Annotated in this window: 18 protein-coding genes; 8 read left to right on the forward strand and 10 right to left on the reverse strand. The window is 55.1% G+C overall.

Annotated elements, in window-relative coordinates; genetic code table 11:
• Window positions 1-166 precede the first annotated feature (166 nt).
• Entirely contained in the window at window positions 167-535 is a 369-nt protein-coding gene (locus tag DY252_RS13545; RefSeq protein ID WP_008891842.1) for a cupin domain-containing protein, read from the forward strand.
• Between the two features lie 42 nt (window positions 536-577).
• On the opposite strand, the gene DY252_RS13550 is transcribed toward DY252_RS13545, so the two are convergent.
• From DY252_RS13550 to DY252_RS13570, 5 genes are all read right to left on the reverse strand, one after another.
• Window positions 578-1,171 (reverse strand): tyrosine phosphatase family protein, encoded by a 594-nt coding sequence (locus DY252_RS13550; RefSeq protein ID WP_064790453.1) that lies wholly within the window; start codon window positions 1,169-1,171, stop codon window positions 578-580.
• A 123-nt stretch (window positions 1,172-1,294) separates the two neighbouring features.
• On the reverse strand, window positions 1,295-2,266 hold the full coding sequence (gene speB / locus DY252_RS13555; protein WP_044826814.1) for an agmatinase: 972 nt from the start codon (window positions 2,264-2,266) through the stop codon (window positions 1,295-1,297).
• 66 nt (window positions 2,267-2,332) lie between these two features.
• A complete protein-coding gene (locus tag DY252_RS13560; RefSeq protein WP_063086939.1) occupies window positions 2,333-3,838 on the reverse strand; it encodes an aldehyde dehydrogenase in 1,506 nt (501 codons plus the stop codon).
• 93 nt (window positions 3,839-3,931) lie between these two features.
• A complete protein-coding gene (locus tag DY252_RS13565; protein WP_008891846.1) occupies window positions 3,932-4,480 on the reverse strand; it encodes a cupin domain-containing protein in 549 nt (182 codons plus the stop codon).
• 42 nt (window positions 4,481-4,522) lie between these two features.
• Window positions 4,523-5,905 (reverse strand): glutamine synthetase family protein, encoded by a 1,383-nt coding sequence (locus DY252_RS13570; RefSeq protein WP_008891847.1) that lies wholly within the window; start codon window positions 5,903-5,905, stop codon window positions 4,523-4,525.
• A gap of 570 nt (window positions 5,906-6,475) precedes the next feature.
• On the opposite strand from DY252_RS13570, the gene DY252_RS13575 reads away from it, so the two are divergent.
• The 4 genes from DY252_RS13575 (at window position 6,476) to DY252_RS13590 (ending at window position 11,130) form a co-directional block, all read left to right on the forward strand.
• Entirely contained in the window at window positions 6,476-7,846 is a 1,371-nt protein-coding gene (locus DY252_RS13575) for an aspartate aminotransferase family protein (RefSeq protein WP_008891848.1), read from the forward strand.
• A 141-nt stretch (window positions 7,847-7,987) separates the two neighbouring features.
• Window positions 7,988-9,337, forward strand: a complete 1,350-nt coding sequence (locus tag DY252_RS13580) for an NAD(P)/FAD-dependent oxidoreductase (protein ID WP_064790454.1) — start codon at window positions 7,988-7,990, stop codon at window positions 9,335-9,337.
• 120 nt (window positions 9,338-9,457) lie between these two features.
• The gene (locus DY252_RS13585; protein WP_064790455.1) at window positions 9,458-9,943 is read left to right on the forward strand and encodes a group III truncated hemoglobin; all 486 of its coding nucleotides are present in this window, start codon (window positions 9,458-9,460) and stop codon (window positions 9,941-9,943) included.
• 353 nt (window positions 9,944-10,296) lie between these two features.
• Window positions 10,297-11,130, forward strand: coding sequence for a cysteine hydrolase family protein (locus tag DY252_RS13590; RefSeq protein ID WP_064790456.1), 834 nt, complete (start codon window positions 10,297-10,299; stop codon window positions 11,128-11,130).
• A 43-nt stretch (window positions 11,131-11,173) separates the two neighbouring features.
• Here DY252_RS13590 and DY252_RS13595 read toward each other — a convergent pair whose 3' ends face one another.
• From DY252_RS13595 to betI, 5 genes are all read right to left on the reverse strand, one after another.
• Window positions 11,174-12,490 (reverse strand): NAD(P)/FAD-dependent oxidoreductase, encoded by a 1,317-nt coding sequence (locus DY252_RS13595; protein ID WP_064790457.1) that lies wholly within the window; start codon window positions 12,488-12,490, stop codon window positions 11,174-11,176.
• Window positions 12,491-12,715: 225 nt separating this feature from the next.
• Window positions 12,716-14,308 carry an L-serine ammonia-lyase, iron-sulfur-dependent, subunit alpha gene (locus tag DY252_RS13600; RefSeq protein WP_064790458.1) on the reverse strand — a complete coding sequence of 531 codons (1,593 nt, stop codon included), beginning with the start codon at window positions 14,306-14,308 and terminating at the stop codon, window positions 12,716-12,718.
• Window positions 14,309-14,449: 141 nt separating this feature from the next.
• Window positions 14,450-16,135, reverse strand: coding sequence for a choline dehydrogenase (betA, locus tag DY252_RS13605; protein ID WP_064790459.1), 1,686 nt, complete (start codon window positions 16,133-16,135; stop codon window positions 14,450-14,452).
• Window positions 16,136-16,209: 74 nt separating this feature from the next.
• Window positions 16,210-17,667, reverse strand: coding sequence for a betaine-aldehyde dehydrogenase (gene betB, locus DY252_RS13610; protein ID WP_064790460.1), 1,458 nt, complete (start codon window positions 17,665-17,667; stop codon window positions 16,210-16,212).
• Window positions 17,668-17,727: 60 nt separating this feature from the next.
• Window positions 17,728-18,324: a choline-binding transcriptional repressor BetI gene (gene betI / locus DY252_RS22495; protein WP_064790461.1), complete on the reverse strand. Its 597-nt coding sequence runs from the start codon at window positions 18,322-18,324 to the stop codon at window positions 17,728-17,730.
• 377 nt (window positions 18,325-18,701) lie between these two features.
• Here betI and DY252_RS13620 point away from each other — a divergent pair, with 377 nt between their 5' ends.
• The 3 genes from DY252_RS13620 (at window position 18,702) to choV (ending at window position 21,823) form a co-directional block, all read left to right on the forward strand.
• Complete coding sequence (locus DY252_RS13620) at window positions 18,702-19,661, forward strand: choline ABC transporter substrate-binding protein (RefSeq protein ID WP_064790462.1); 960 nt, start codon at window positions 18,702-18,704, stop codon at window positions 19,659-19,661.
• Window positions 19,662-19,775: 114 nt separating this feature from the next.
• Window positions 19,776-20,624, forward strand: a complete 849-nt coding sequence (gene choW / locus DY252_RS13625; RefSeq protein ID WP_008891859.1) for a choline ABC transporter permease subunit — start codon at window positions 19,776-19,778, stop codon at window positions 20,622-20,624.
• A 2-nt stretch (window positions 20,625-20,626) separates the two neighbouring features.
• Window positions 20,627-21,823: a choline ABC transporter ATP-binding protein gene (gene choV / locus DY252_RS13630; protein WP_064790463.1), complete on the forward strand. Its 1,197-nt coding sequence runs from the start codon at window positions 20,627-20,629 to the stop codon at window positions 21,821-21,823.
• The last annotated feature ends 3 nt before the right edge of the window (window positions 21,824-21,826 follow it).

Genomic DNA, 21,826 nt, shown 5'->3' on the forward strand with positions numbered 1-21,826 from the left:
CAAATGCTAATCGAACGCGGCGTCGCATTCGCCAGCATTTCGGCTTTTCACATTCTTGCGCAAAAGGCTTGGCCCAAAAAGATTAGGACTTCAGTGCGAAAATCGCCCCGGATATAAAATCGCGAAATCAAAATCAAACCACACTAGCAGACAACAGGGCATTTTCATGAGCACACTCGTCGCACGCAATCTGATGCAAAGTTTTGATCAAATTACCGACTATTGGTCGCCGAAGATCATTGGCGAGGTGAATGACCAATATCTCAAAATTGCAAAAGTAAAAGGCGAACTGGTCTGGCATGCCCATGACGAGGAAGACGAGCTGTTCCATATCGTCAAGGGGAGCCTGATCATCGAGTTCGAAGACCACAAGGTCGAACTGAGCGAAGGCGAATTCCTGACCATCCCCAAAGGGGTCATGCATAACCCGATTGCCAAGGAAGAGTGCTGGGTCCTGCTGATCGAAAGCAAATCGACCAAACACACCGGCAATGTTGTTACTGAAAAAACCAAAACCCTATCGCAGCAGCTGTAACGTCCACGAAGTTGCTGCGACACTGTGCCTGTGGCGGGCGAATTACGTCCTCTGCAGGCCTTTGCCAAAGCCGACTTCGCGTTGGCGTTCCAGTTCGGTCATCCAGCGTTCGAACATCGCATCACGCTCAAGCTGAATGGCGTAGTGGCGATGAAGGGCCGCGGTCAGGCGCCCCTCGCGCCCCAAGAGTTCATCGGCAAAGGCGATCATGACCGAGTTCGGCCAGGCAATCGGGCGCATTTCGCGGATGCTGGTAAAGATGCTGTCTTCGTCACGGTCCGGCTCGCACTGTGCCATCAGGGTGATCATCGCGGCGGTCGAACGCGACACGCCCATGTGACAATGCACCAGCAAATGGCCATCGCGACGATCCGCACGGCTTCCGATCAGGGTTTCGCCGTAGGCAAGGATGGCTTCGACATCGGCCTTGGTCGGTGCCGGACGACCTTCCTTGTCCTCGATCACGTCATGGAAACGTAAAATAGTGCGTTCATGCGGGTCAAAGTTGGCAAAGATGGTCGGATCTTCGCGTTCGGGATCAAGGACTGACAGGACATGGGTCACACCATGGCTGCGATGGGTCGGCAGTTCGTCGATGCCACAGATGGTCAGGCGCGAAATAGCAATTGGTTTCATTTCCTTGATCTCCTGTCTTCGTTTCTTTTTCTGACGGCTATCAGAGCACAGGAAAATGAAAAAACAAGGGCCGGTATCATGAAATAATACCGGCCCTCTAATTTTTTGATCTGAAACGTCAGATTACTTTGCGCGGTTAACCGCATGAATGTTCAGCATTTCCCACGCCATGGTCGCACCGGCAAGCGATGTGATGTCCGAAACATCATAAGGCGGGGAAACTTCGACCACGTCACTGCCGATCAGGTTTACATGCCCTGCCAGACCGCGCAGGATTGATACTGCCTGATGGCTGGTCAAACCGCCCAGAACCGGCGTACCCGTCCCCGGCGCATAGCACGGATCAAGCCCATCAATGTCAAAGGTGATATAGGCCGGGTTGTCGCCCACCGTGGCCTTGATCTTTTCCACAATGGCATCAATCGACATCGACTGAACATCCGGGCCATAAAGGATATTGAACCCGTGGGTCGATTCATTGTGGGTGCGAATGCCGACCTGAATGGATTTTGACGGATTGACGATGCCTTTTTTGGCGGCATGCCAGAACATGGTGCCGTGATCAATGCGATCACCGTCATCTTCCCAGGTGTCGGAATGGGCATCAAACTGGATGAGTGAAATGCCATCACCGTACTTTTCGGCGTGTGCCTTCAGGATCGGATAGGTGATGAAGTGATCGCCACCGATGGTGAGCATCTTGGCACCGGACTGCACGATGTCACGCGCGTGATCTTCGATCATTTCCGGAAGCTTTTCCGGATGGCCCGGATCAATGACCATGTCGCCATAATCAATCACCGCCATCTCGGCAAAGATATCACGGCCGGACGGGAAATGCGGTGCCCAGGCAAGGTTGGTCGATGCACGACGCACACCTTGCGGCCCCAGGCGCGTGCCCGGTCGGCTTGATGTTGCAAGATCATAGGGGATACCAGTCACAGCAACATCAATCCCATTGAGATCGCGCGAATATCGGCGGCGCATGAAGGACAGCGCACCGGAATACATCGGCTCGCTGGTGTTCTGGTGCACAGATTTTGCCGTAAAGGCGTTATCACCGCCCTTGGTGTCAATGACCCCGGTGCTACTCATTTTTAAACCCTTCTTACTTCCCGTATCAAACCCGGACCGTCTGCCTGTCAGCGGTCGACGGAGTTCTTACGCGTCGCCCAGTGCAATCCAGGTCGACTTGATTTCACAATATTTGTCCAGCGCATGCAGCGAACGGTCGCGACCAGTACCGGACTGTTTGTAACCACCAAACGGCATGGTGATTGATCCACCGTCCCAGCAATTGACCCAGACAAGCCCCGAACGCAGTTTCTTTGCGGTCATGTGTGCCTTGTTGATGTCGCGCGTCCAGACTGCTGCTGCCAGACCATATGGCGTATCATTTGCGGTCTGAACAGCCTCTTTCCAGTCCTTGACCGAAATAACCGACAGAACCGGGCCAAAGATTTCTTCCTTGGCAATCGTCATGTCGTTCTTGATGCCGTCAAACACGGTCGGCTCGACATAATACCCACCAGATTCGGTGCGAACCCGTTTACCACCCGTGCGAAGGACCCCGCCCTCGCTGGAGCCTTTTTCGATATAGCCCAGAACACGGTTCATCTGGCTTTCATCGACAATCGCGCCCATCTGGCTTTTCGGATCAAGCGGATCACCCGGCTGCATTTTCGCACCCGCGGCGACCACTTTCTCGATGAATTCGTCCTTGATGCTTTCTTCGACAATCAAACGCGAACCAGCCGTGCAGACCTCACCCTGATTATAGAAGATACCGCCCGCCGCCGCAGCAGCTGCCGCATCCATATCCGGGCAATCGGCCAGAACGATATTCGGGCTTTTGCCACCGCATTCAAGCCAGACACGCTTCATGTTCGACTGACCGGAATACTGCAAGAACAGCTTGCCGACTTCGCCCGACCCCGTAAAGGTCACGCAATCAACATCTTCATGCAGGCCAAGCGCCTTGCCCGCCGTCGGGCCGAAGCCCGGCACAACGTTCAGAACGCCTTCGGGAATACCGGCCTCAACCGCGATTTCCGCCACACGAAGGGCGGTCAGCGGTGACTGCTCAGCTGGCTTGAGGATGATCGAGTTCCCCATCGCCAGGGCCGGGCCAAGCTTCCAGACCGCCATCATCAGCGGGAAGTTCCACGGCACAACCGCGGCAACCACGCCCAGCGGTTCACGGGTGATCATGCCGATTTCATTGGTGCCCGACGGCGAGATTTCGTCATAGATCTTGTCAATCGCCTCGGCGTACCAGCGGATGCATTTATAGGACAGCGGAATGTCATCGCGCGCAGCCAGCGTGATCGGCTTGCCCATATCAAGGCTTTCGAGAAGCGCCAGTTCGGCGGCGTTCTTTTCAAGCAGATCGGCGAAATGCAGCATGATTGCCTTGCGTTTTGCAGGGGCGGCTTCGGACCAGCTGCCTTTTTCAAACACCGCACGCGCCGATGCCACCGCACGATTGACGTCTTCGACGTCGCATTCGGCAACCTTGGTCAGCACCGACCCGTCACGCGGGCTGATGCAATCAAATGTCTTGCCGGATGCCGCATCGACATAGGCACCGTTGATGAACGCCTTGTTGCGAATATCAAGGGCGGCGGCCTGCGCGGTCAGCTGTTCAAAATTCATCGGATTGGTCATCGCAAGTCTCCTGACGGATGGCGCGTTTGGATTTTTCAAAGTTGATCGTGGCACTTGGCACCTTGATAGGCACTCTGGCAGCACGATCTGTCATCAATATGACGGTGGTGTCGCCGCACTGACGACTTCACATTCCCCGTCACCCACATTTCGAAAACGATGTGGAATTTCTGCATTGAAGTAATAAGCATCACCGGGGCCAAGCACCTTGACCCGTTCGCCCACCGTGACTTCAAGCTTGCCACGGACGACAACACCGGCTTCCTCGCCCTTCTGGACAATCAGGTTGTTACCGGTATCCCCACCCGCAGGGTATGTTTCATGCAGCACGCGCAGGTTACGATCCTTGCGCGATGCCCCGACAAGACGCATCGACATCGTCCCATCAGAAAGTTCGACAAGGTCTTCTTTCCTGAAAAAGATTTCTTCACCGGTATCAAGATCAATGGTGAAGAAATCAATCAGGCTCATGGGAATGCCGGCCAGAACCTTGGCCAGGCTATCAACAGACGGGCTGACCCGGTTCTGTTCAATCGTCGAGATCGTGCTGTTGGTCACACCGGCCCGGCGGGCCAGTTCACGCTGCGACAGCCCGTACATGCTGCGCACCGCCTTCAGACGATCCCCTACCTTTTGCGACATTCCCGTCTTTTCCCTGTCAAAATTTATTGTTGTTTTGGCTGGTTATACCGCGTCGAGATACCAGCGATATTCCAGCTGGGTGACTTCGGCAAAGAACTCGTCATATTCGGCACGGCGACAGATATCGAACACCTCGACAAAACGTTCGCCGAGATATTCCTTGACGATATCGCCTTCGACAAAGCGATCGAGGGCCGAAATCATGCTGCGCGGAACAATGCGTCCGCCATGCTGTTCATAGCCGTTGCCAACGGTCGGTTCACCCGGATCAAGTTTGTTCTTCATGCCGTGATGCATGCCAGCCAGAACGCACGCCAGAACCAGATACGGGTTGGCATCGGCACCCGACACGCGGTGTTCAACGCGGGCGGCCTTCGGGCTGCCTGCCGGGATACGAAGGGCGACGGTACGGTTATTCAAACCCCAGTTCGGCGACATCGGCGCATAGGCCTTGTTCTGGAACCGGCGGAAGGAGTTCGGGTTGGGTGCAAAGATCGCCATGCTTTCAAACATGCTTTCCTGCAGGCCACCAATCGCAAAGCGCAGATTGTCCGACACTTCCTCGTCACCCACCGGTGACAGAACGTTATTGTCATCCTTGTCACGCAGCGACACATGAACATGCAGGCCATTGCCCGCCTGATCGGAATACGGTTTTGCCATGAAGGTCGCAGTCACACCGTGATCCCAGGCAATACCCTTAACCACGCGTTTAAGCTGCATGGCGTGATCAGCCGCCATCATCGGATCGGTCACGTGACCAAGATTGATTTCAAACTGCCCCGGGCCTGCCTCGGCAACGATGGTATCGGCCGGAATGCCCTGACGGTTGAGTTCGGCAACCGCATCATGCAGGACTTTTTCAAAATCCTCGATCTGTTGCAGGCCATAAACCTGCACGCCGTCAGACGCAATCCCACCACCAAGCGGCTGCGGCGGTAGCGGTGCGGCGGTTTCCTGGTTCTGATCGGCAAGATAGAATTCAAGCTCAAGAGCGACAGTCGGATAAAAACCATCGGCCGCCATGCGATCAACGACGCCCTGCAACACATTGCGCGGATCGGCAAAGAACTTGGTGCCGTCAAGGTTATACAGGCTCATCATCACCTGAGCGAGCGGCAGCTCACCATAAGGCACACGGCAAAGGGTTCCCGGGATCGGTTTTGCCAGATTGTCCTGATCACCGCTCGACCAAAGAAGGCCCGTGCCTTCGGGGTTGTCACCCGTGATATCAACCAGGCACATCGAGCCCGGCAGCGTTACACCTTCGCTAAAGCTTTTAAGGAATTTCTGTTTGCTGATTCGCTTGCCGCGAAACACGCCGTTAATGTCGGGAATGAGCAACTCAACAAGTTCGACATCCGGATTTTCTTCAAAGAATCGTTGGGCTTCCGCCCTACTGTCTTCGACGAACGACTTGTTCATCGTCATATACTCCCAGAAAAGGCCTGTTATTAGGGTCCAAACTCATTCACATAATCGACCCGGTCTCCCGGATTTGTGCGGATATGCGGAGCAAAATCGCAGGAAGATCTATATCTTTCAAGATTTTGCGACAAAATAGCCCGTGCAAATCCGGGTGATCCGAAGGACAACTGATATGAGAGAAAGCCTCTGCGTCAAATCCCTTGATCGGGGATCACCCCGACCTGCAGGCTTTTCCTAGCTTTTTCTCTCATATCAGTTGCCGGATCGGTCATGTGAATGAGTTTGGACCCTATACTGTAACACATCGTGCCGCGCCGGATAGCCCCGGTCAAGCCCCTTCGTTCGATATATCGTGCAAATCATGCAATGCACAATTTTCTGGCGCGATAGGATGGTTAAGTAGCACAGACCACCCACATCGACCGCCAGGCAACAAAAACTGACCACGAACCAGTCAAAAAGATTGTCGAAAAATCCTCTTGCAAAGGTGTTCGAAAAAACGAACACTAAGGTCAGATGTTCAACATATCGCACGAAAGCAGAGCAGCGCCGCTGTCAGGAGATGTTATGAATAATTTCGACAAAACCGCCTATTGGCAGGATATTGATCAGGCTCACCACATTCACCCGTTCACCGATACGGCGGACCTGAACAATCGTGGGACCCGCGTTATCACACGTGCCGAAGGCGTCTTTATCGAAGATTCCAACGGCAAACGCTATCTCGATGGCATGGCGGGCCTGTGGTGTGTCAATATCGGCTATGGCCGCAAGGAACTTGCCGAAGCGGCCTACAAGCAGATGCTTGAACTGCCCTATTACAACAACTTCTTCCAGTGCGCGAATACCCCGGCGATCGAGCTTTCCAAAGTTCTTGCCGAAATCACGCCAGAAGGCCTGAACCACGTTTTCTATGCCAATTCCGGCTCGGAAGCGAATGACACGGTTGTCCGCATGGTGCACCAGTACTGGAACCTTAAGGGCAAACCGGAACGTACCACCATCATCAGCCGCAAGAACGCCTATCACGGCTCCACCGTTGCCGGTGCGTCGCTTGGCGGAATGTCGGGCATGCATTCACAGGGCGGTGCGCTGGTCCGCGATATCGTTCATATCGATCAGCCATACTGGTACGGCGAAGGCGGCGATCACACCCCCGAGGAATTCGGCCTGATTGCAGCCCGCAAGCTTGAAGAAAAGATCAAGGAACTTGGTGCAGACCGCGTTGGTGCCTTTATCGGTGAACCGATCCAGGGTGCTGGTGGCGTGATCATTCCGCCGTCAACCTACTGGCCGGAAATTCAGCGTATCTGCAAGAAATACGACATCCTTCTGATTGCCGACGAAGTCATTTGCGGCTTTGGCCGGACCGGCGAATGGTTTGGCTCGGACACCTTTGACATCAAGCCGGACCTGATGCCGATGGCAAAGGGCATGTCTTCGGGTTATTTGCCGATCTCGGCTGTCATGGTTGGCGATCGGGTTGCCGATGTGCTGATCAATGAATGCGGTGAATTCACCCACGGCTTCACCTATTCCGGTCATCCGGCATGTGCGGCGGTCGCACTTGAAAACATTCGTATCCTGCGCGAAGAAAAGATGGTCGAACGCGTCAAGGACGATATCGGCCCGTATTTCGCCAAGGCGCTGAAAACCCTTGAAGACCACCCGCTGGTCGGTGCGGTTGAAACCGTTGGTCTGATTGCCGGTATGCCGCTGGTTGATGACAAGAAAACCCGCAAGATGTTCGACAAGCCGGGCACCGTTGGCACCATGTGCCGCGATGCCTGTGTTGCCAATGGCGTGATCATGCGTGCCTGTGGTGATCGCATGGTTCTGTCGCCGCCGCTTTGCATCACCAAGGAAGAAATCGACGAGCTGGTCAAACGGGCGCGCGCCGCCTTTGACGAGACCGCGAAGAAACTTGGCAAAATGTAATCCGGTTTCGATTACAGGAACTTACACAAAATACCCGGCATGAGTTATCATTGCCGGGTATTTTTGACTACAGCGATAACAAACCGCCCACCAAAGCCTGCCCCACAGGCACGCACTTTCCAACGCCCAAAAGAGCCCACCATGCTAAAACGTATCTATCAACCCGCCGCCTATCGCACCGACACCCTGCCTGACAGCTATTGGGTCGAAAGCGCATCACCACTTCCTGCCTGTGAAACCCTGCCCAAAGAAGGCCAGCTTAAAACCGATATCGCCATCATCGGCGGCGGTTATTGCGGCCTCTCGACGGCCCTGGAACTGGCAAGAAATGGGGCCAGTGTTGCGGTGTTCGATGCCGGTCGATCCGGTTGGGGCGCGTCGGGACGCAATGGCGGTTTTTGCTGCATGGGTGGCAGTGGCAAGGGATTTGGCCAACTGGCAAAGACCTTTGGCGAAGACGCGGTCAAACAGTTTGCCCGTCATCAACGCGATGCCATTGATCTGGTGGATCAACGCCTGAATGACTGGGATATTGATGCGGATCGTCACTCTGACGGCGAAGTGGTTCTGGCGCACAAACCCAACCGGGTCGCCGAACTGGCCCACGAAGCACAGGAACTATCCCATTTCACAACCATCCCGACAGAACTGCTAAGCCGCGACGCATTGAAGGAACGCGGACTTTGCGCGGCGGAAACATACGGTGGTTTGCATGTTCAAGCCGGGTTTGGCATCAACCCGATGAAGTATCTTTCGGGCTTGCATGAACAATGTGCTCGCGCAGGTGTTCGGATATTCGAACAGGCAACCATCGAACGGTTTGAGGAAGATGGTGATACCTATCGCCTTTTTGTCGGCAACACCCAAATCAGGGCGGCCAAGATCGTCATCGCCACCAACGGATATAGTGCGGAAAACCTGCCCGACTGGATTGGCGGGCGCTTGATGCCGGTCTTTTCGAGTATTCTGATTACCCGTCCGCTCCACCCGGATGAGCTGGAAAATCAAGGCTGGACCAGCGACCTGATGGCTTTTGACAGCCGTATCCTGCTGCATTACTTCCGCAAACTGCCTGATAATCGTTTTCTGTTTGGTGGACGCGGCGGCATTACCGCAACACCCAAGGCCTTTGCCGCAGGCAAACAGGATCTGCTCGATAACTTCAAACGCATGTTCCCGGCCTGGCAGGATGTTGCCTTTACCCATCACTGGAACGGGCTTGCCTGCCTGTCGCAAAGCTGGCGTCCGTATATCGGTCGGGTTCCCGGGCATCACGATGTCTGGACCGCCCTTGCCTGGCATGGCAACGGGGTGGCGATGGCAAGTCTGGGCGGCAAGCTTCTGGCAGAACGCATGCTGGGCATCTGCGACGAGGACGATCTTGGCGCCGTCTTGACGACACCGATGAAAAAGTTCCCGATGGCGTCATTCCGGCGTGTCGCGCGTTCGATCGGCTATCGTTATTACGGCCTGCATGATCGGTTTGCCTGACCGATAATGCCATAACGGGTGATCTGTTTGCGTTCGGACACAAAGTAACATATGTCATGTCCGAAAATCGCTTCGTCGTTTAAAGCGGTTCCAGTTGATGCGCAGAACAGGCCCTTTACCATGTCCGAAAAACAGCCAACCCTTGCCGAAATCAAGGAACGTCGCGAAATTGCCACGCGGCGTATCAAGGAAGATACCGGCATTGATACGGACATGATCAAGAACATCGTGCATGGCTTTTACGCCAAGGTGCGTGATGACGAGCTGCTGGGCCCGGTGTTTGAGGAAAAGGTCGAGAACTGGGACCATCATCTTGATCGCATGGTGATGTTCTGGTCCTCGGTCGCGCTGGCGACAGGCAACTATGACGGGCGCCCGATGCAAAAGCACTTGCCGCTCAAGATCACCCGCCATCATTTTGACCGCTGGCTTCAACTCTTTGCCCAGACATTGTCGGAATATTGCGAAGAACCCGCCGCAAGACATTTCATGGAACGGGCCCTTCGCATTGCTTCAAGCTTTGAAATCGGTATTGCCGCCCATAATGGCGTGATCCTGTCCAAGGGCGAACGTTACGATCCGGTATGCAGTTGGGAACCAAATTGATCCCCGCACGTTAAACAATCTGATACGCATGGTCATGCGTCGCGATTAACGCGTAGTTGCCTTTTGTCAGTTCGTTGACAAATTGAAATGATTGCGATTTCATATGGCTATGAAGAATGCTGGAAGAGTAGAAAAAAATAGCTCTGTTCGTGACGTCCAATGGACGCGCCGCAACGCGGCATCCGGCATTCTGACAATTGGATACATCTGGCCTGGAACACCCACCCCAAAGCGGTCGGGTGTGGTTCAGTGCGTTACCGCACCTGAACTGCCCGGTTCACCGATGGTCTTTAAGTCCGATTGCAAAGTAGATTTACGAAGCGACCTGAGACGACGAAACGGAGAACCTGGACATGTGGTCGGTGATCACTCTTATTGTCATTTTACTGGTGGGCGCCATCGCCTACACCATCTATGGCCAACGCCATCACCTCGCCCCCAGCAAGGGCAAAAAGATCAATCTCGCAGAACGGCCCAATAGCGCCCTTCTGATCGTGGACGTCCAGGAAGATTTCACCAGCTCGGACGGCAAACATGCCTACCCGGCCGACATGGTCGAAAAACTGATCACTGCAATCAATAAACTGGTTGAAGCCGCCAATTCCAATGGCACTCCGGTGATCTCGATCCGCCAGACATTCCGTGGCTGGTACATGAATTTCATTATGAAATTGCTCAATGAAGGTCGTGGCAGCCCCAAATCCAAGGGCCTTGATCTTGATGAACGGGTTAACGGCGATATCGACCATGATATCGTCAAGGCGCGCGCGGATGGCTTTAGCGAGCCAGAGCTTGATCGCGTTCTGGATCGTCAGAAAGTCGGCAAACTGATTATCGTGGGTCTGGACGGCGATTTCTGCGTCAAGGCAACCATGCAGGCCGCCCTGAACCGTGGCTATGACGTGTCGTTCAGCGACGCGACCACTTTGGCTTTGAACCCTAAAAAATGGGAACGCACCAAGGCCCTGCTGACCGCACGCGGCGCATCTTATAATACCGGCCAAGACACACAGGTCGTTAAGACCGATCCGACGGATGCTGACCCGTCTGGCGCCCATACCCCTGACAGCACGCCCGATACGGGCAACAAAAACACCACAGCGCCCGACACTGGCGACCAGGACACCAGCGCCCAGAACAAAAAAGACAAAGACGAAGACGAAGACGAAGGCCGCAAAATGGCTTAGCGCCTTTCGAGGCGCCAAGCACATCACATCACCTCACATCAGATCAAAGCTTGTCGCGGATCGAGTACCACAGCATCGCGGCCACCAACATCGGGAAGCGCAACATTTTCCCACCCGGGAACACCGGGGTTTTGATATTGGCCATCACGTCAAACCGTTCCATGGTGCCAGAAACGGCATCGGCCATGATTTGTCCGGCAAGGGTTGCCATCGCAACCCCGTGCCCGGAATAACCCGACGCGGTGAAGATGTTATCCTCGATCTTCTCGAAGAACGGCATGCGGTTCATCGTGATCGCCAGCGTCCCACCCCAGCCATAATCAATCTTCACATCTTTAAGCTGCGGATAGACTTCCAGCATATGCGGCGACACAAACGCCTTGATGTCCCGCGGGAAATTATATCCGTAGGTTTCCCCGCCGCCAAACAGCATGCGTTTATCCGCACTCAGCCGGTAGTAATTGATCACGAATTTTGAGTCCGCGACTGCGACATCATCGCGGATCAGTTCGCGCGCCAGATCATCGCCAAGCGGTTCGGTGGCAATGACGAAATTGTTGATCGGCATCACACGTTTCGCCACCCGATCATCCAAGGCATCAAGATACCCGTTGCAGCCAAGAATAAGCTTGTTAGCGCTAACAACGCCGCCATCCTTGGTTTTCACCGTAACCTTGCCAGCCTGATTTTCATATGACGTGACAACCGCGCCCTCGAAAATGCGTGCGCCTGCGTGGCGTGCGGCGTCGGCCAGACCAAGGGCGAAGTTCAGCGGATGCAAATGCCCCGCTCCCATATCAAGCGACCCGCCATGATAAAATTCGGTGCCAAGCATCGCGCGCATTTCATCGCGGTCAACAAAACGGATATCCTCATAGCCGTATTCGGCCTGAAGCTTTTCGGCATAGCCGCGGGAATGTTCGACAAAGCGTGCACGGTGATCGGCATGCAAAATGCCCGGCTTCCAGTCGCACTGGATATTATGCTTGGCGATCAGGGCCTTGACGACGTCCTTTGACTCTTCGGCGATATCCCAAAGCTTATGCGCATCATCGCGCCCGACCATCTGTTCAAGGTCATCCTGTTCACGGCGCTGACCGGATCCGACCTGCCCGCCATTACGTCCCGACGCGCCCCAGCCGACCCGGTGCGCTTCAAGCAGGATCACATCATAGCCGCGCTCTGCCAGGTGGAGCGCCGATGACAACCCGGTAAAGCCACCACCAATGATGACAATGTCACAGGTCTGATCCCCCTCACACTTGGCGAAGGGCGCAGTCGCATTCGCCGTCGCGGCATAATAGGAATCAGGATAGTGACCTGCCCGGTCATTGGCGGTCAGCAAGTTCGGAGTGAACATGAGGAACCCTCATATTTGAAAATGGATGTGAGCTTATCCTGCCCAATCCGGTCGACCTATCAAGGAAAAACTGCCGTTTTTCCAGCCTTAAACCCGCTTTTCGCCGATTATGCCAAAACCGGCCAAGTCAAAGCAGAACGATTGCGCAAAGCGGCCAACAATGCGTGATACCTGCGGCAATGGTTTTTGCTGTTGGTACGCAACAGGCCCTTGAGAATCAGCGTTTTAAGGTTTCTGACTAACCGCTTCGACCATGCGAAGGGCGGTTTTGGTGGCGGCACAGCCACCGCGCGCTGTGCAGCGCAAATCAGGATGCATCATATTGCCGATCTTGACTGTCTGATCGACCAGTTCGTCATATTCCAGCACCGCATCAAACCCGGCCAGAACCGCCATCGCAGATGAAAAGGCATGTGATACCCCGGCGACATTTCGGGCATGGCATGGGATTTCAACGTCGCCCCCCACCGGATCACAAACAAGGCCAAGTGTATTCATCAAACACATGCTTGCGGCATCAAAGCATTGCTTTGGCGTGCCGCCATAGGCCTGTGTCACCCCGGCGGCGGCCATCGCGGCCGATGCGCCGGTTTCCACCGAACAGCCGCCGCATTCCGCAGCAAATGTCCCACGCGCAGCAAAAACCGCCCCGATCAGCGCCATGGTTTGCAATGCATCGGTTGCGCCATCAAGATCAATGCCATGGCGGATCAGGCCATAAAGCGTGCCCGGCACAACACCGGCACTGCCCGCTGTTGGTGCGGCACAAACAAGGCCCCGGTTGCTGTCGCGCTCCATGGCCGACAGCGCACCGGCCATCGCATCCTGCAAGACCGGACCACCGAGCCCCGCGGGCAGGTTGGCATCACGGACAGTACGGGCCCGAAGTGTCAGGAACCGCATAACATTGTCTTCTGGCTTGGCATCAAAGCCCTCTGCCACGACACGCAGCATCAGTTCGCACCGTTCACGAAACAGCGCGCGGGTGGCTTCGCGGGACAGTCCAAGTCGTTTTGCCTCCAACACCAGCGCGGCATCGGCGATGGAGCCACCCTCCTGGTCGTCGGCCACCGCAATCACCACGGCACTTTCGGAAAACAGATCATCGGTGGCACACACCGGATATTGCGAGGCGTCGGCAAAGCGCACATCGACAATGCCGTCACGGTTTCGGACAGAGGCCAGAATTTCTGCATTCGGCAAGGCCTGAAGCGCGATTTCGACCCGCGCGTGATCGGGTTCAACCGAAACACCCAGCAGGCTGTTTTCCCCTGCCGCCAGCTCGTTTGCCAACGCGTCGGCCTGTGCCACCGCATCGGCGCCCCAGACAAAGACTGTTGCCGTTTTGCCGGTCATGAACAGGCGTTCGCCATTGCGGCTGTCGATGTAATACATCCCGCCGCCAGTCGAGGCACCTGTATACAGGTCAGTGCGCGCCTCGCCATCCGCAGTCTCGACACCAAGTTCCAGATCAACACGGTTGGGGTGGTTGTTGTTTTCAAGCTCGGTCACTTCGACCGAGAAATGAAACCCCTCGCCCTGCTCTACCCGGCCAAGAATTTCACGATAATCCGGATCGGTCAGCTTGGCCCCGGCAAGCCCGGCCGCAAAGTTTTCGTCCGAGCTTTGCGCCTTGTAACATGGCGCAAAGGACCCACGGGGATCAAAGCGGATCACGGCACGCCTGAGCGTTTCACCGTTGGCACAGGAAAGCTCGCGCACAAGCTTCGCCATCATATAGGGTGCCGCACAGTGTGAACTGGATGGCCCGCGCATAACGGGACCGATAACGGAATTAAGCAGGCTGATTTCTTGCATGGCGGCACTTCTTATCTGGCGCTTATGATCGGACGATCATCCTCCGATGCCGACGTGATTGCAATCACCGGAAATAAAAATCCCCGATCCATCAAAAAGATGAACCGGGGATAATCATCAGACTATTTAAAGCCCGCAAATTTAGCGTTGTTTGGTTTCCCATTCCGGATGCACAAAATACGGTGCATTCGATGGTGCCAACGGCGTGCGACCGCGGATGATGTCGGCGGCCTTTTCACCGATCATGATCGTCGGCGCATTGAGGTTGCCCGATGCGATGGTCGGCATGATCGAACTGTCGACCACGCGAAGGCCTTCGACGCCATGAACACGGGTTTTCTCATCCACCACGGCCATGTCATCACTGCCCATCTTGCACGAACAGGACGGGTGATAGGCGCTTTCGGCGTGATCGGCGACAAATGCGTCAATCTGTTCGTCGGTCTGGATGTCCTTGCCCGGTGAAATTTCCGCCCCGCGCAAATCGGCAAAGGCATCCTGGGCAAAGATTTCGCGGGTCAGGCGCACGGATGCCCGCATTTCTTCCCAGTCTTCCGGGTGGCTCATATAGTTCGGGTCAATGATCGGGCGATCCTTCGGGTTGGCGGATGCCAGACGAACCGTGCCGCGTGATTTGGAGCGCATTGGGCCCACATGGGCCTGGAAACCATCACCTTCGGCAGCCTTGGAGCCGTTATAGTTAATCGCTGCTGGCAGGAAGTGATACTGAATGTCGGGATGCTGCACACCCGCCTTGGATCGGATAAATCCGCCCGCCTCGAAATGGTTACTGGCACCAAGACCGGTTTTGAACAGGTACCATTCCGCCCCGATCTTAAGCTTGTTCCACCAATCGAGTTTGCTATTGAGGCTGATGGGCTTGGTGCATTCCATCTGAACATAGAGTTCAAGATGGTCCTGAAGGTTTTCACCGACACCGGGCAGATCATGGACAACATCAATGCCATGTTCGCGCAGATGTGCCGCCGGACCAACACCCGAAAGCATCAAAAGCTTTGGCGAGTTGATCGAACCAGCCGAAATGATCACTTCACGATCCACAAGGGCGCGCTTGTTTTCGCCATCATGGAAGAAGTCGAGGCCAATGGCACGTTTTCCTTCGAAAACAACACGTTGCGCAAAGGCCTTGTGATAAACCGTCAGGTTCGGGCGCTTCATCGCCGGATGCAGATAGGCACGCGCAGTTGACCAGCGACGGCCCTTATAGACCGTCATATCCATGGTCCCGAGACCTTCCTGGCGATAGCCGTTCTGATCCGGGGTGAATTCGTAACCGGCCTGCTGACCGGCCTTGATCCAGGCCTTGTGCAGGTCGTTCTGACACGCCCCCGTGGTCACATGCAGCGGACCATCACCGCCGTGATATTCATCGCCTTCGGTGTCTTCATTGCGCGTATCGGCCTTGCGGAAATATGGCAGGCAGCGCGCATAGTCCCATTCCTTGAGCGCGGCGTCTTCTTCGGCCCAGCGGTTGTAATCAAGGGCGTGACCTCGGACATAGGCCATGCCGTTGACCGAACTTGACCCGCCATAAACGCGCCCGCGCGGCGTTTCCATGCGACGGTTATTGAGGTTCGGTTGCGGCGTCGTCCAATAGGCCCAGTTATAGGTTTCCGACTGCATCGGATAGGACAGCGCTGTCGGCATATGGATGCGCCAGTCCCACCAGTGATCCTTTGGTCCTGCTTCAATCACCAGAACCTTAACCTCGGCATCTTCGGTCAGTCGGTTGGCAAGCACAGCCCCTGCCGAACCTGAACCGACAATCACATAATCATATTTTTCAGTGGTCGTTGGGGTCGTCATTTCTGATCCCTTGTTTGGTCGTGCTGTGTGGGCAGCCGGTGAGTGGTTGGCGACGTTGGTTGGTCAAAGCCCCCTTAGTAAGGGGCCTCAACATCGCCGGTTTCGACATAAACGGATTTGATGCGGGTGTAATATTCAATCGCCGCACGGCCGTTTTCGCGGCCAACGCCCGATTTCTTGACACCGCCAAACGGCATTTCGATTGGCGTGATGTTATAGGTGTTGATCCAGCAGGTGCCGGCCTCAAGCCGTGCCACCACGCGATGACCACGCGACAAATCCTTGGTGAACACGCCTGCGGCCAGACCGTATTCGGTATCATTGGCACGCTTGATCACTTCGTCCTCGTCGCTAAAGGTCAGGACAGACATTACCGGGCCAAAGATTTCCTCGCGCACGATGGTCATGTCATCGGTGCAATCTGCAAACACGGTCGGCGCGACAAAAAGTCCGCCTTCCGGCATGCCTTCAGTGACGGCATGGCCGCCAAGAATGCACTTGGCACCTTCCGCCTTGCCCTTTTCGATATAGGACATGACCTGTTCATACTGGGCCTTGGTGACAATCGGGCCGACCTGGGTTTCAGGCTTTTCCGGATCGCCAAGAACAAGATCCTTGGAACGCGCGATCAGCTTTTCGATGAAGGCATCGGCAACGCTTTCATGGACAAACACACGCGTCCCGTTCGAGCAAATCTGACCTGATGAATAGAAGTTCGCCATCTGTGCGCCGGAAACAGCGTTATCCAGATCGGCATCTTCGAACACGATCATTGGCGACTTGCCGCCAAGTTCCATGGTGACGGCCTTCATACCACCCGCGGCAACAGAGGCCACCTTGGCACCGGTCGCAGCCGATCCGGTCAGGGAAATCTTGTCAACGCCCGGATGCTCCACCAGCGCCGCACCGCTTTCGCGCGCGCCTTGCACAACGTTGTAAACGCCATCGGGAAGACCCGCTTCTTGAAGGGCCTCGGCAACCGCAATAGCCGAGAGCGGCGTGGTTTCGGACGGTTTGTAAACAACCGCGTTGCCGCATGCCAATGCCGGGGCTGCTTTCCAGCAGGCGATCTGGATCGGATAGTTCCAGGCACCGATGGCACCACAAATACCCACCGGCTCGCGGCGGGTATAGGCAAAGTTGCCCGCAAGATCGATATGTTCGCCTGCAAGGCTGCCAGCCACACCGGCAAAATATTCAAGGCATTCAACGCCTGAAATCACATCGACAATTTCGGTTTCCTGAATGGCACGCCCGGTATCACGGGTTTCAACCAGTGCCAGTTCATCATTACGATCCCGAAGGATCTGGGCAGCCTTGAAAAGCACACGTGCGCGTTCTGCAGCCGGTGTATTCTTCCAGATTTCGAACCCGGCGCGTGCGGCCTTGACCGCGGCATCCACATCAGCAGCCGTGCTTTCGTGGCCCTTGGCCAGAACCGTGTTGGTCGCAGGGTTAAGGGTAACCATTTCTGCGCCCGAACCCTGGGCCTTCTTGCCGTTGATGAAATTCTGGATTTGATAAAGGCTCATCTTAAAACTCCTGCGGGCCACCGGGACAACCGGCAGCCATGATCTTTGTGTTTGGTTCGGTTACTTCTTCGGACTGGGCGAATTCGCCAGATACAGGCGCAAGGTGCCCAGCACCATCTTGCGCGCCCCGGCAATGTCGGCCTGCCCGCGTGACAGGCCGGTACGCACCCAGATCCCGTCAACCATGGCGGCGATTGCAGACGAGATTTCATCTGCGCATTCTTCGGTGGTCAATTGACGCAACTCGTGCCGCAGATTGGAAGCAAGCCGCTGAAAATAGATATTGTTTAGACGCCGCAACTGATCGGAAAATGGCACCTGTGCCCAGAACGACAACCATGCCACCGTCACCTGCGGGGTGAACTGTTCTTCGTTGAAGTTGGTATTGATGATCGCTTCAAGGCGGTCCATCGGCGTTTTGGCCGTTGCAAGTCGCGCCATGTAATCATCGCGCAAATCCTTCATCAGGGAGCGCATGGTTTCCTGCAACAGTGAATTTTTTCCGCCGAAATAGTGCGAAATAATCCCCGACGACATACCGGCAGCCTTCGAGATCCGCGCAATCGTGGTGTCGGCGAATCCGTGCTGATGAATGGTTTCAATCGTTGCGTCGATCAACTGCCTGCGGCGTACAGGCTGCATACCAACTTTGGGCATTAACTCATCCAATCCTCTGCGTTGCGAAGGGTTTAACGCCGGAGCAACAGCATAAGACGCAGTTTTTAATCCTTCGCAATTGACGTAACCAGAATATGCTGTAATTTAATTGAACAATCAATCAATAAAAACACGCCGACATGTGCGGCGCGTTTCTCAGGGCCTTGAACCTTTGCTGCGTGGCTTTGCGGCTGTTTTTGTGATTATTCCGGCCCATCAACCACGTTCGGGGTAACGTGGCTGATGGCTCTGGGCGAGTGTTGGCGACATGTATGTTGCGTTGATGTTCGTCTGGCCTCCGGAACCGAGCGTATTCTGATGACCGGCAAATTTCGGTCATCAGCAACATCAGGTTTATACAAGGGAGAACCAGAAGCATGACCAATCTTTCCACGTTCGGCCGCCTTCTTGGCAGCACCATCATTGCAACCACCCTTCTGGGTGCAGCGGGTGCCAAAGCTGCTGATAGCGATGCCTGCAAAACCGTGACTTTCTCTGATGTGGGCTGGACCGACATCACTGCAACGACAGCGACCGCATCCGTGATCCTTGAATCACTTGGCTATACTGCGGAAACCGAATTGCTGTCGGTACCGGTCACCTACACGAGCCTTGCCAATGGCGACGTTGACGTCTTCCTCGGCAACTGGATGCCAACCATGGCAGCCGATATTCAGCCCTACCTTGATAAAGGCACCGTTGTGTCGACCGGTGCAAACCTTGAAGGTGCAAAATACACCCTTGCGGTCACCCAGAACGCCTTTGATGCGGGTCTTCAGGACTTTGCAGACATTGCCAAGTTCAAGGATCAGCTTGATGGCGAGATTTATGGCATCGAGCCGGGCAATGACGGTAACCGTCTTATCCAGGACATGATCGACAGCAACCAGTTCGGTCTGGGCGAGTTCGAGCTTGTTGAGTCCTCCGAACAGGGCATGCTGGCCGAGGTGAACCGCAAATCATCGCGCGATCAGTTCATCGTCTTCCTCGGTTGGGAACCGCATCCGATGAACGCGAAATACGACATGGCCTATCTTGATGGTGGCGATGACGTATTTGGCCCGAACTTTGGCGGTGCAACTGTTCACACCAACCTGCGCGCCGGTTACACCGACGAATGCCCGAATGCGGGTAAATTCGTGACCAACCTGAAATTCAGTCTCGCCATGGAAAACGAAATCATGGACGCGATCCTCAATGATGGTACCGATCCGTCAGAAGCCGCGACCGCATGGCTTAAAGCCAACCCGGATGCCGCGATGGCATGGCTTGACGGTGTAACCACCTTTGACGGTGGCGATGCCAAAGCAGCGCTCAAATCCGGTCTTGGTCTTTAAGCACCGCGATTGATTTTACCGATGTGCCCGCCACTGGTTTCCATTTGTGGCTTCCGGCCGATGCGGGCGCATCGGATGTATTTTTCTTAATTCTCATTGAACGGATTTTTTCGCATGGAATGGCTCACGGAAACGAAGATTCCGCTGGGACAGTGGATATCGTCCCTGATGGATGCGCTGAACGAACATGCCGATTTCGTTTTCTATACCGTTTCGGATGTTCTCGAATTCATTATTGAAAACACCATCGATTTTCTGGTGTGGCTGCCGGCCCTTTTGATAATTGCAGTCTTCGGGGCGCTTGCCGCTGTCTTGCACAAATCATGGAAACTGACGGCGTTTACGGTTCTGTCCTTGTTGCTGGTGGTTAATCTTGGCTATTGGGAAGAAACCATGGAAACGCTGGCGCTGGTGATCTATGCGACGCTGTTTTGCATGTTGATTGGTGTGCCGCTTGGCGTGGCATCCGCCCACCGCCCGTGGCTACATCAGGCGATGCGCCCGGTCCTCGATCTGATGCAGACGATCCCGACATTCGTGTATCTGATCCCGACCCTGATCCTGTTTGGTCTGGGTGTCGTTCCCGGCCTTATTTCGACCGTGATCTTTGCGATTGCCGCCCCGATCCGCCTGACCCATCTTGGCATTTCCAACACGCCGAAATCCCTTCTTGAAGCTGGGGAAAGCTTTGGCTGTACGCCGCGCCAGTTGCTGTTCAAGGTTGAACTGCCATCGGCGATGCCATCGATCATGGCGGGCCTGACCCAGTGTATCATGCTGTCGCTTTCGATGGTGGTGATTGCAGCCCTCGTCGGGGCAGATGGCCTTGGCAAGCCGGTTGTGCGTGCGCTCAATACGGTGAATATCGCGCAAGGCTTTGAAGCCGGTCTGGCAATTGTGATTTTGGCCATCGTGCTGGACCGCATCTGCCGTCGTGACCACAAAGAAAAGTCGGGGCAGTGATCATGAGCAATGCTGTTGAATTCGAGAATATTGACGTGATCTTTGGTAATCGTCAGGCAGAATCCCTTAAGCTGCTCGACGAAGGCAAAACCCGCGAAGAGATCGCAGCTGCCACCAACAATGTCCTTGGTGTCGCCGATGTGACCTTCAATGTGCCTCAGGGTGAGATATGCGTCCTGATGGGTCTGTCCGGCTCAGGCAAATCATCGCTTCTGCGCTGCGTGAATGGCCTTAACGCTGTATCACGCGGTTCGCTTCGGGTACGTGATGGCGATTGGATGGAAGACGTCACCAAATGTGACGGCGCCACCCTTCGCAAGTTGCGTCGCGAATGTGTCGCAATGGTCTTCCAGCAATTCGCCCTGTTCCCGTGGCGAACGGTCGAAGACAATGTCGGCTTTGGCCTTGAACTGGGCGGGATGGGTCCGGCGGAGCGCCGCGAGATCGTGCGTGAAAAGCTGGCGCTTGTCGGGTTGGATAAATGGGCGAATAAATATGCCCATGAATTGTCCGGCGGCATGCAGCAGCGTGTTGGTCTGGCGCGTGCCTTTGCCACAGATGCGCCGATCCTTCTGATGGACGAGCCGTTCTCGGCCCTTGATCCGCTGATCCGTAACCGTCTTCAGGACGAGTTGCTGGACCTTCAGGAAAAGCTCAATAAAACCATCCTGTTTGTCAGCCACGACCTTGACGAAGCCATGAAACTCGGCAATTCGATTGCCATCATGGAAGGTGGTTATGTTGTGCAGCATGGCACGCCCGAAGACATCGCGCTCCGCCCGGCTAACGAATATGTTGCAGACTTCGTGGCGCATATGAACCCGGTCAATATCCTGCGCGGGCGGGCGATCATGCATCGCCTTGATAGTGATCAGAAATCCGGCAATACCGAGTTCCTGCTTGAAGACGCCAATATCCGCGTCACCCTGCAGGATGGCGTGGTGCGTTCTGCCAATAATGGCGAACGCGGCGAGCTTAAGCTGATCAATTATGACGGCACCCTGCCCGATGAACTGGACGCGACCGACAACTCGATTGTCTTTGTCGCGCAGGAAGATGTGCTGCTTAAGGATCTGATCGAGATGCGATCCATCACCCAGAACCCGGTCATCCTGACCCGCGATGGCAAGGTGACCGGCACGCTCGGCCGCAAAGAGTTCTTTGACAGTTTGACGCAAACCGCATCGGTTGCGGATTAAGCG

It is taken from the genome of Thalassospira indica (assembly GCF_003403095.1).
Lineage (GTDB): Bacteria > Pseudomonadota > Alphaproteobacteria > Rhodospirillales > Thalassospiraceae > Thalassospira > Thalassospira indica.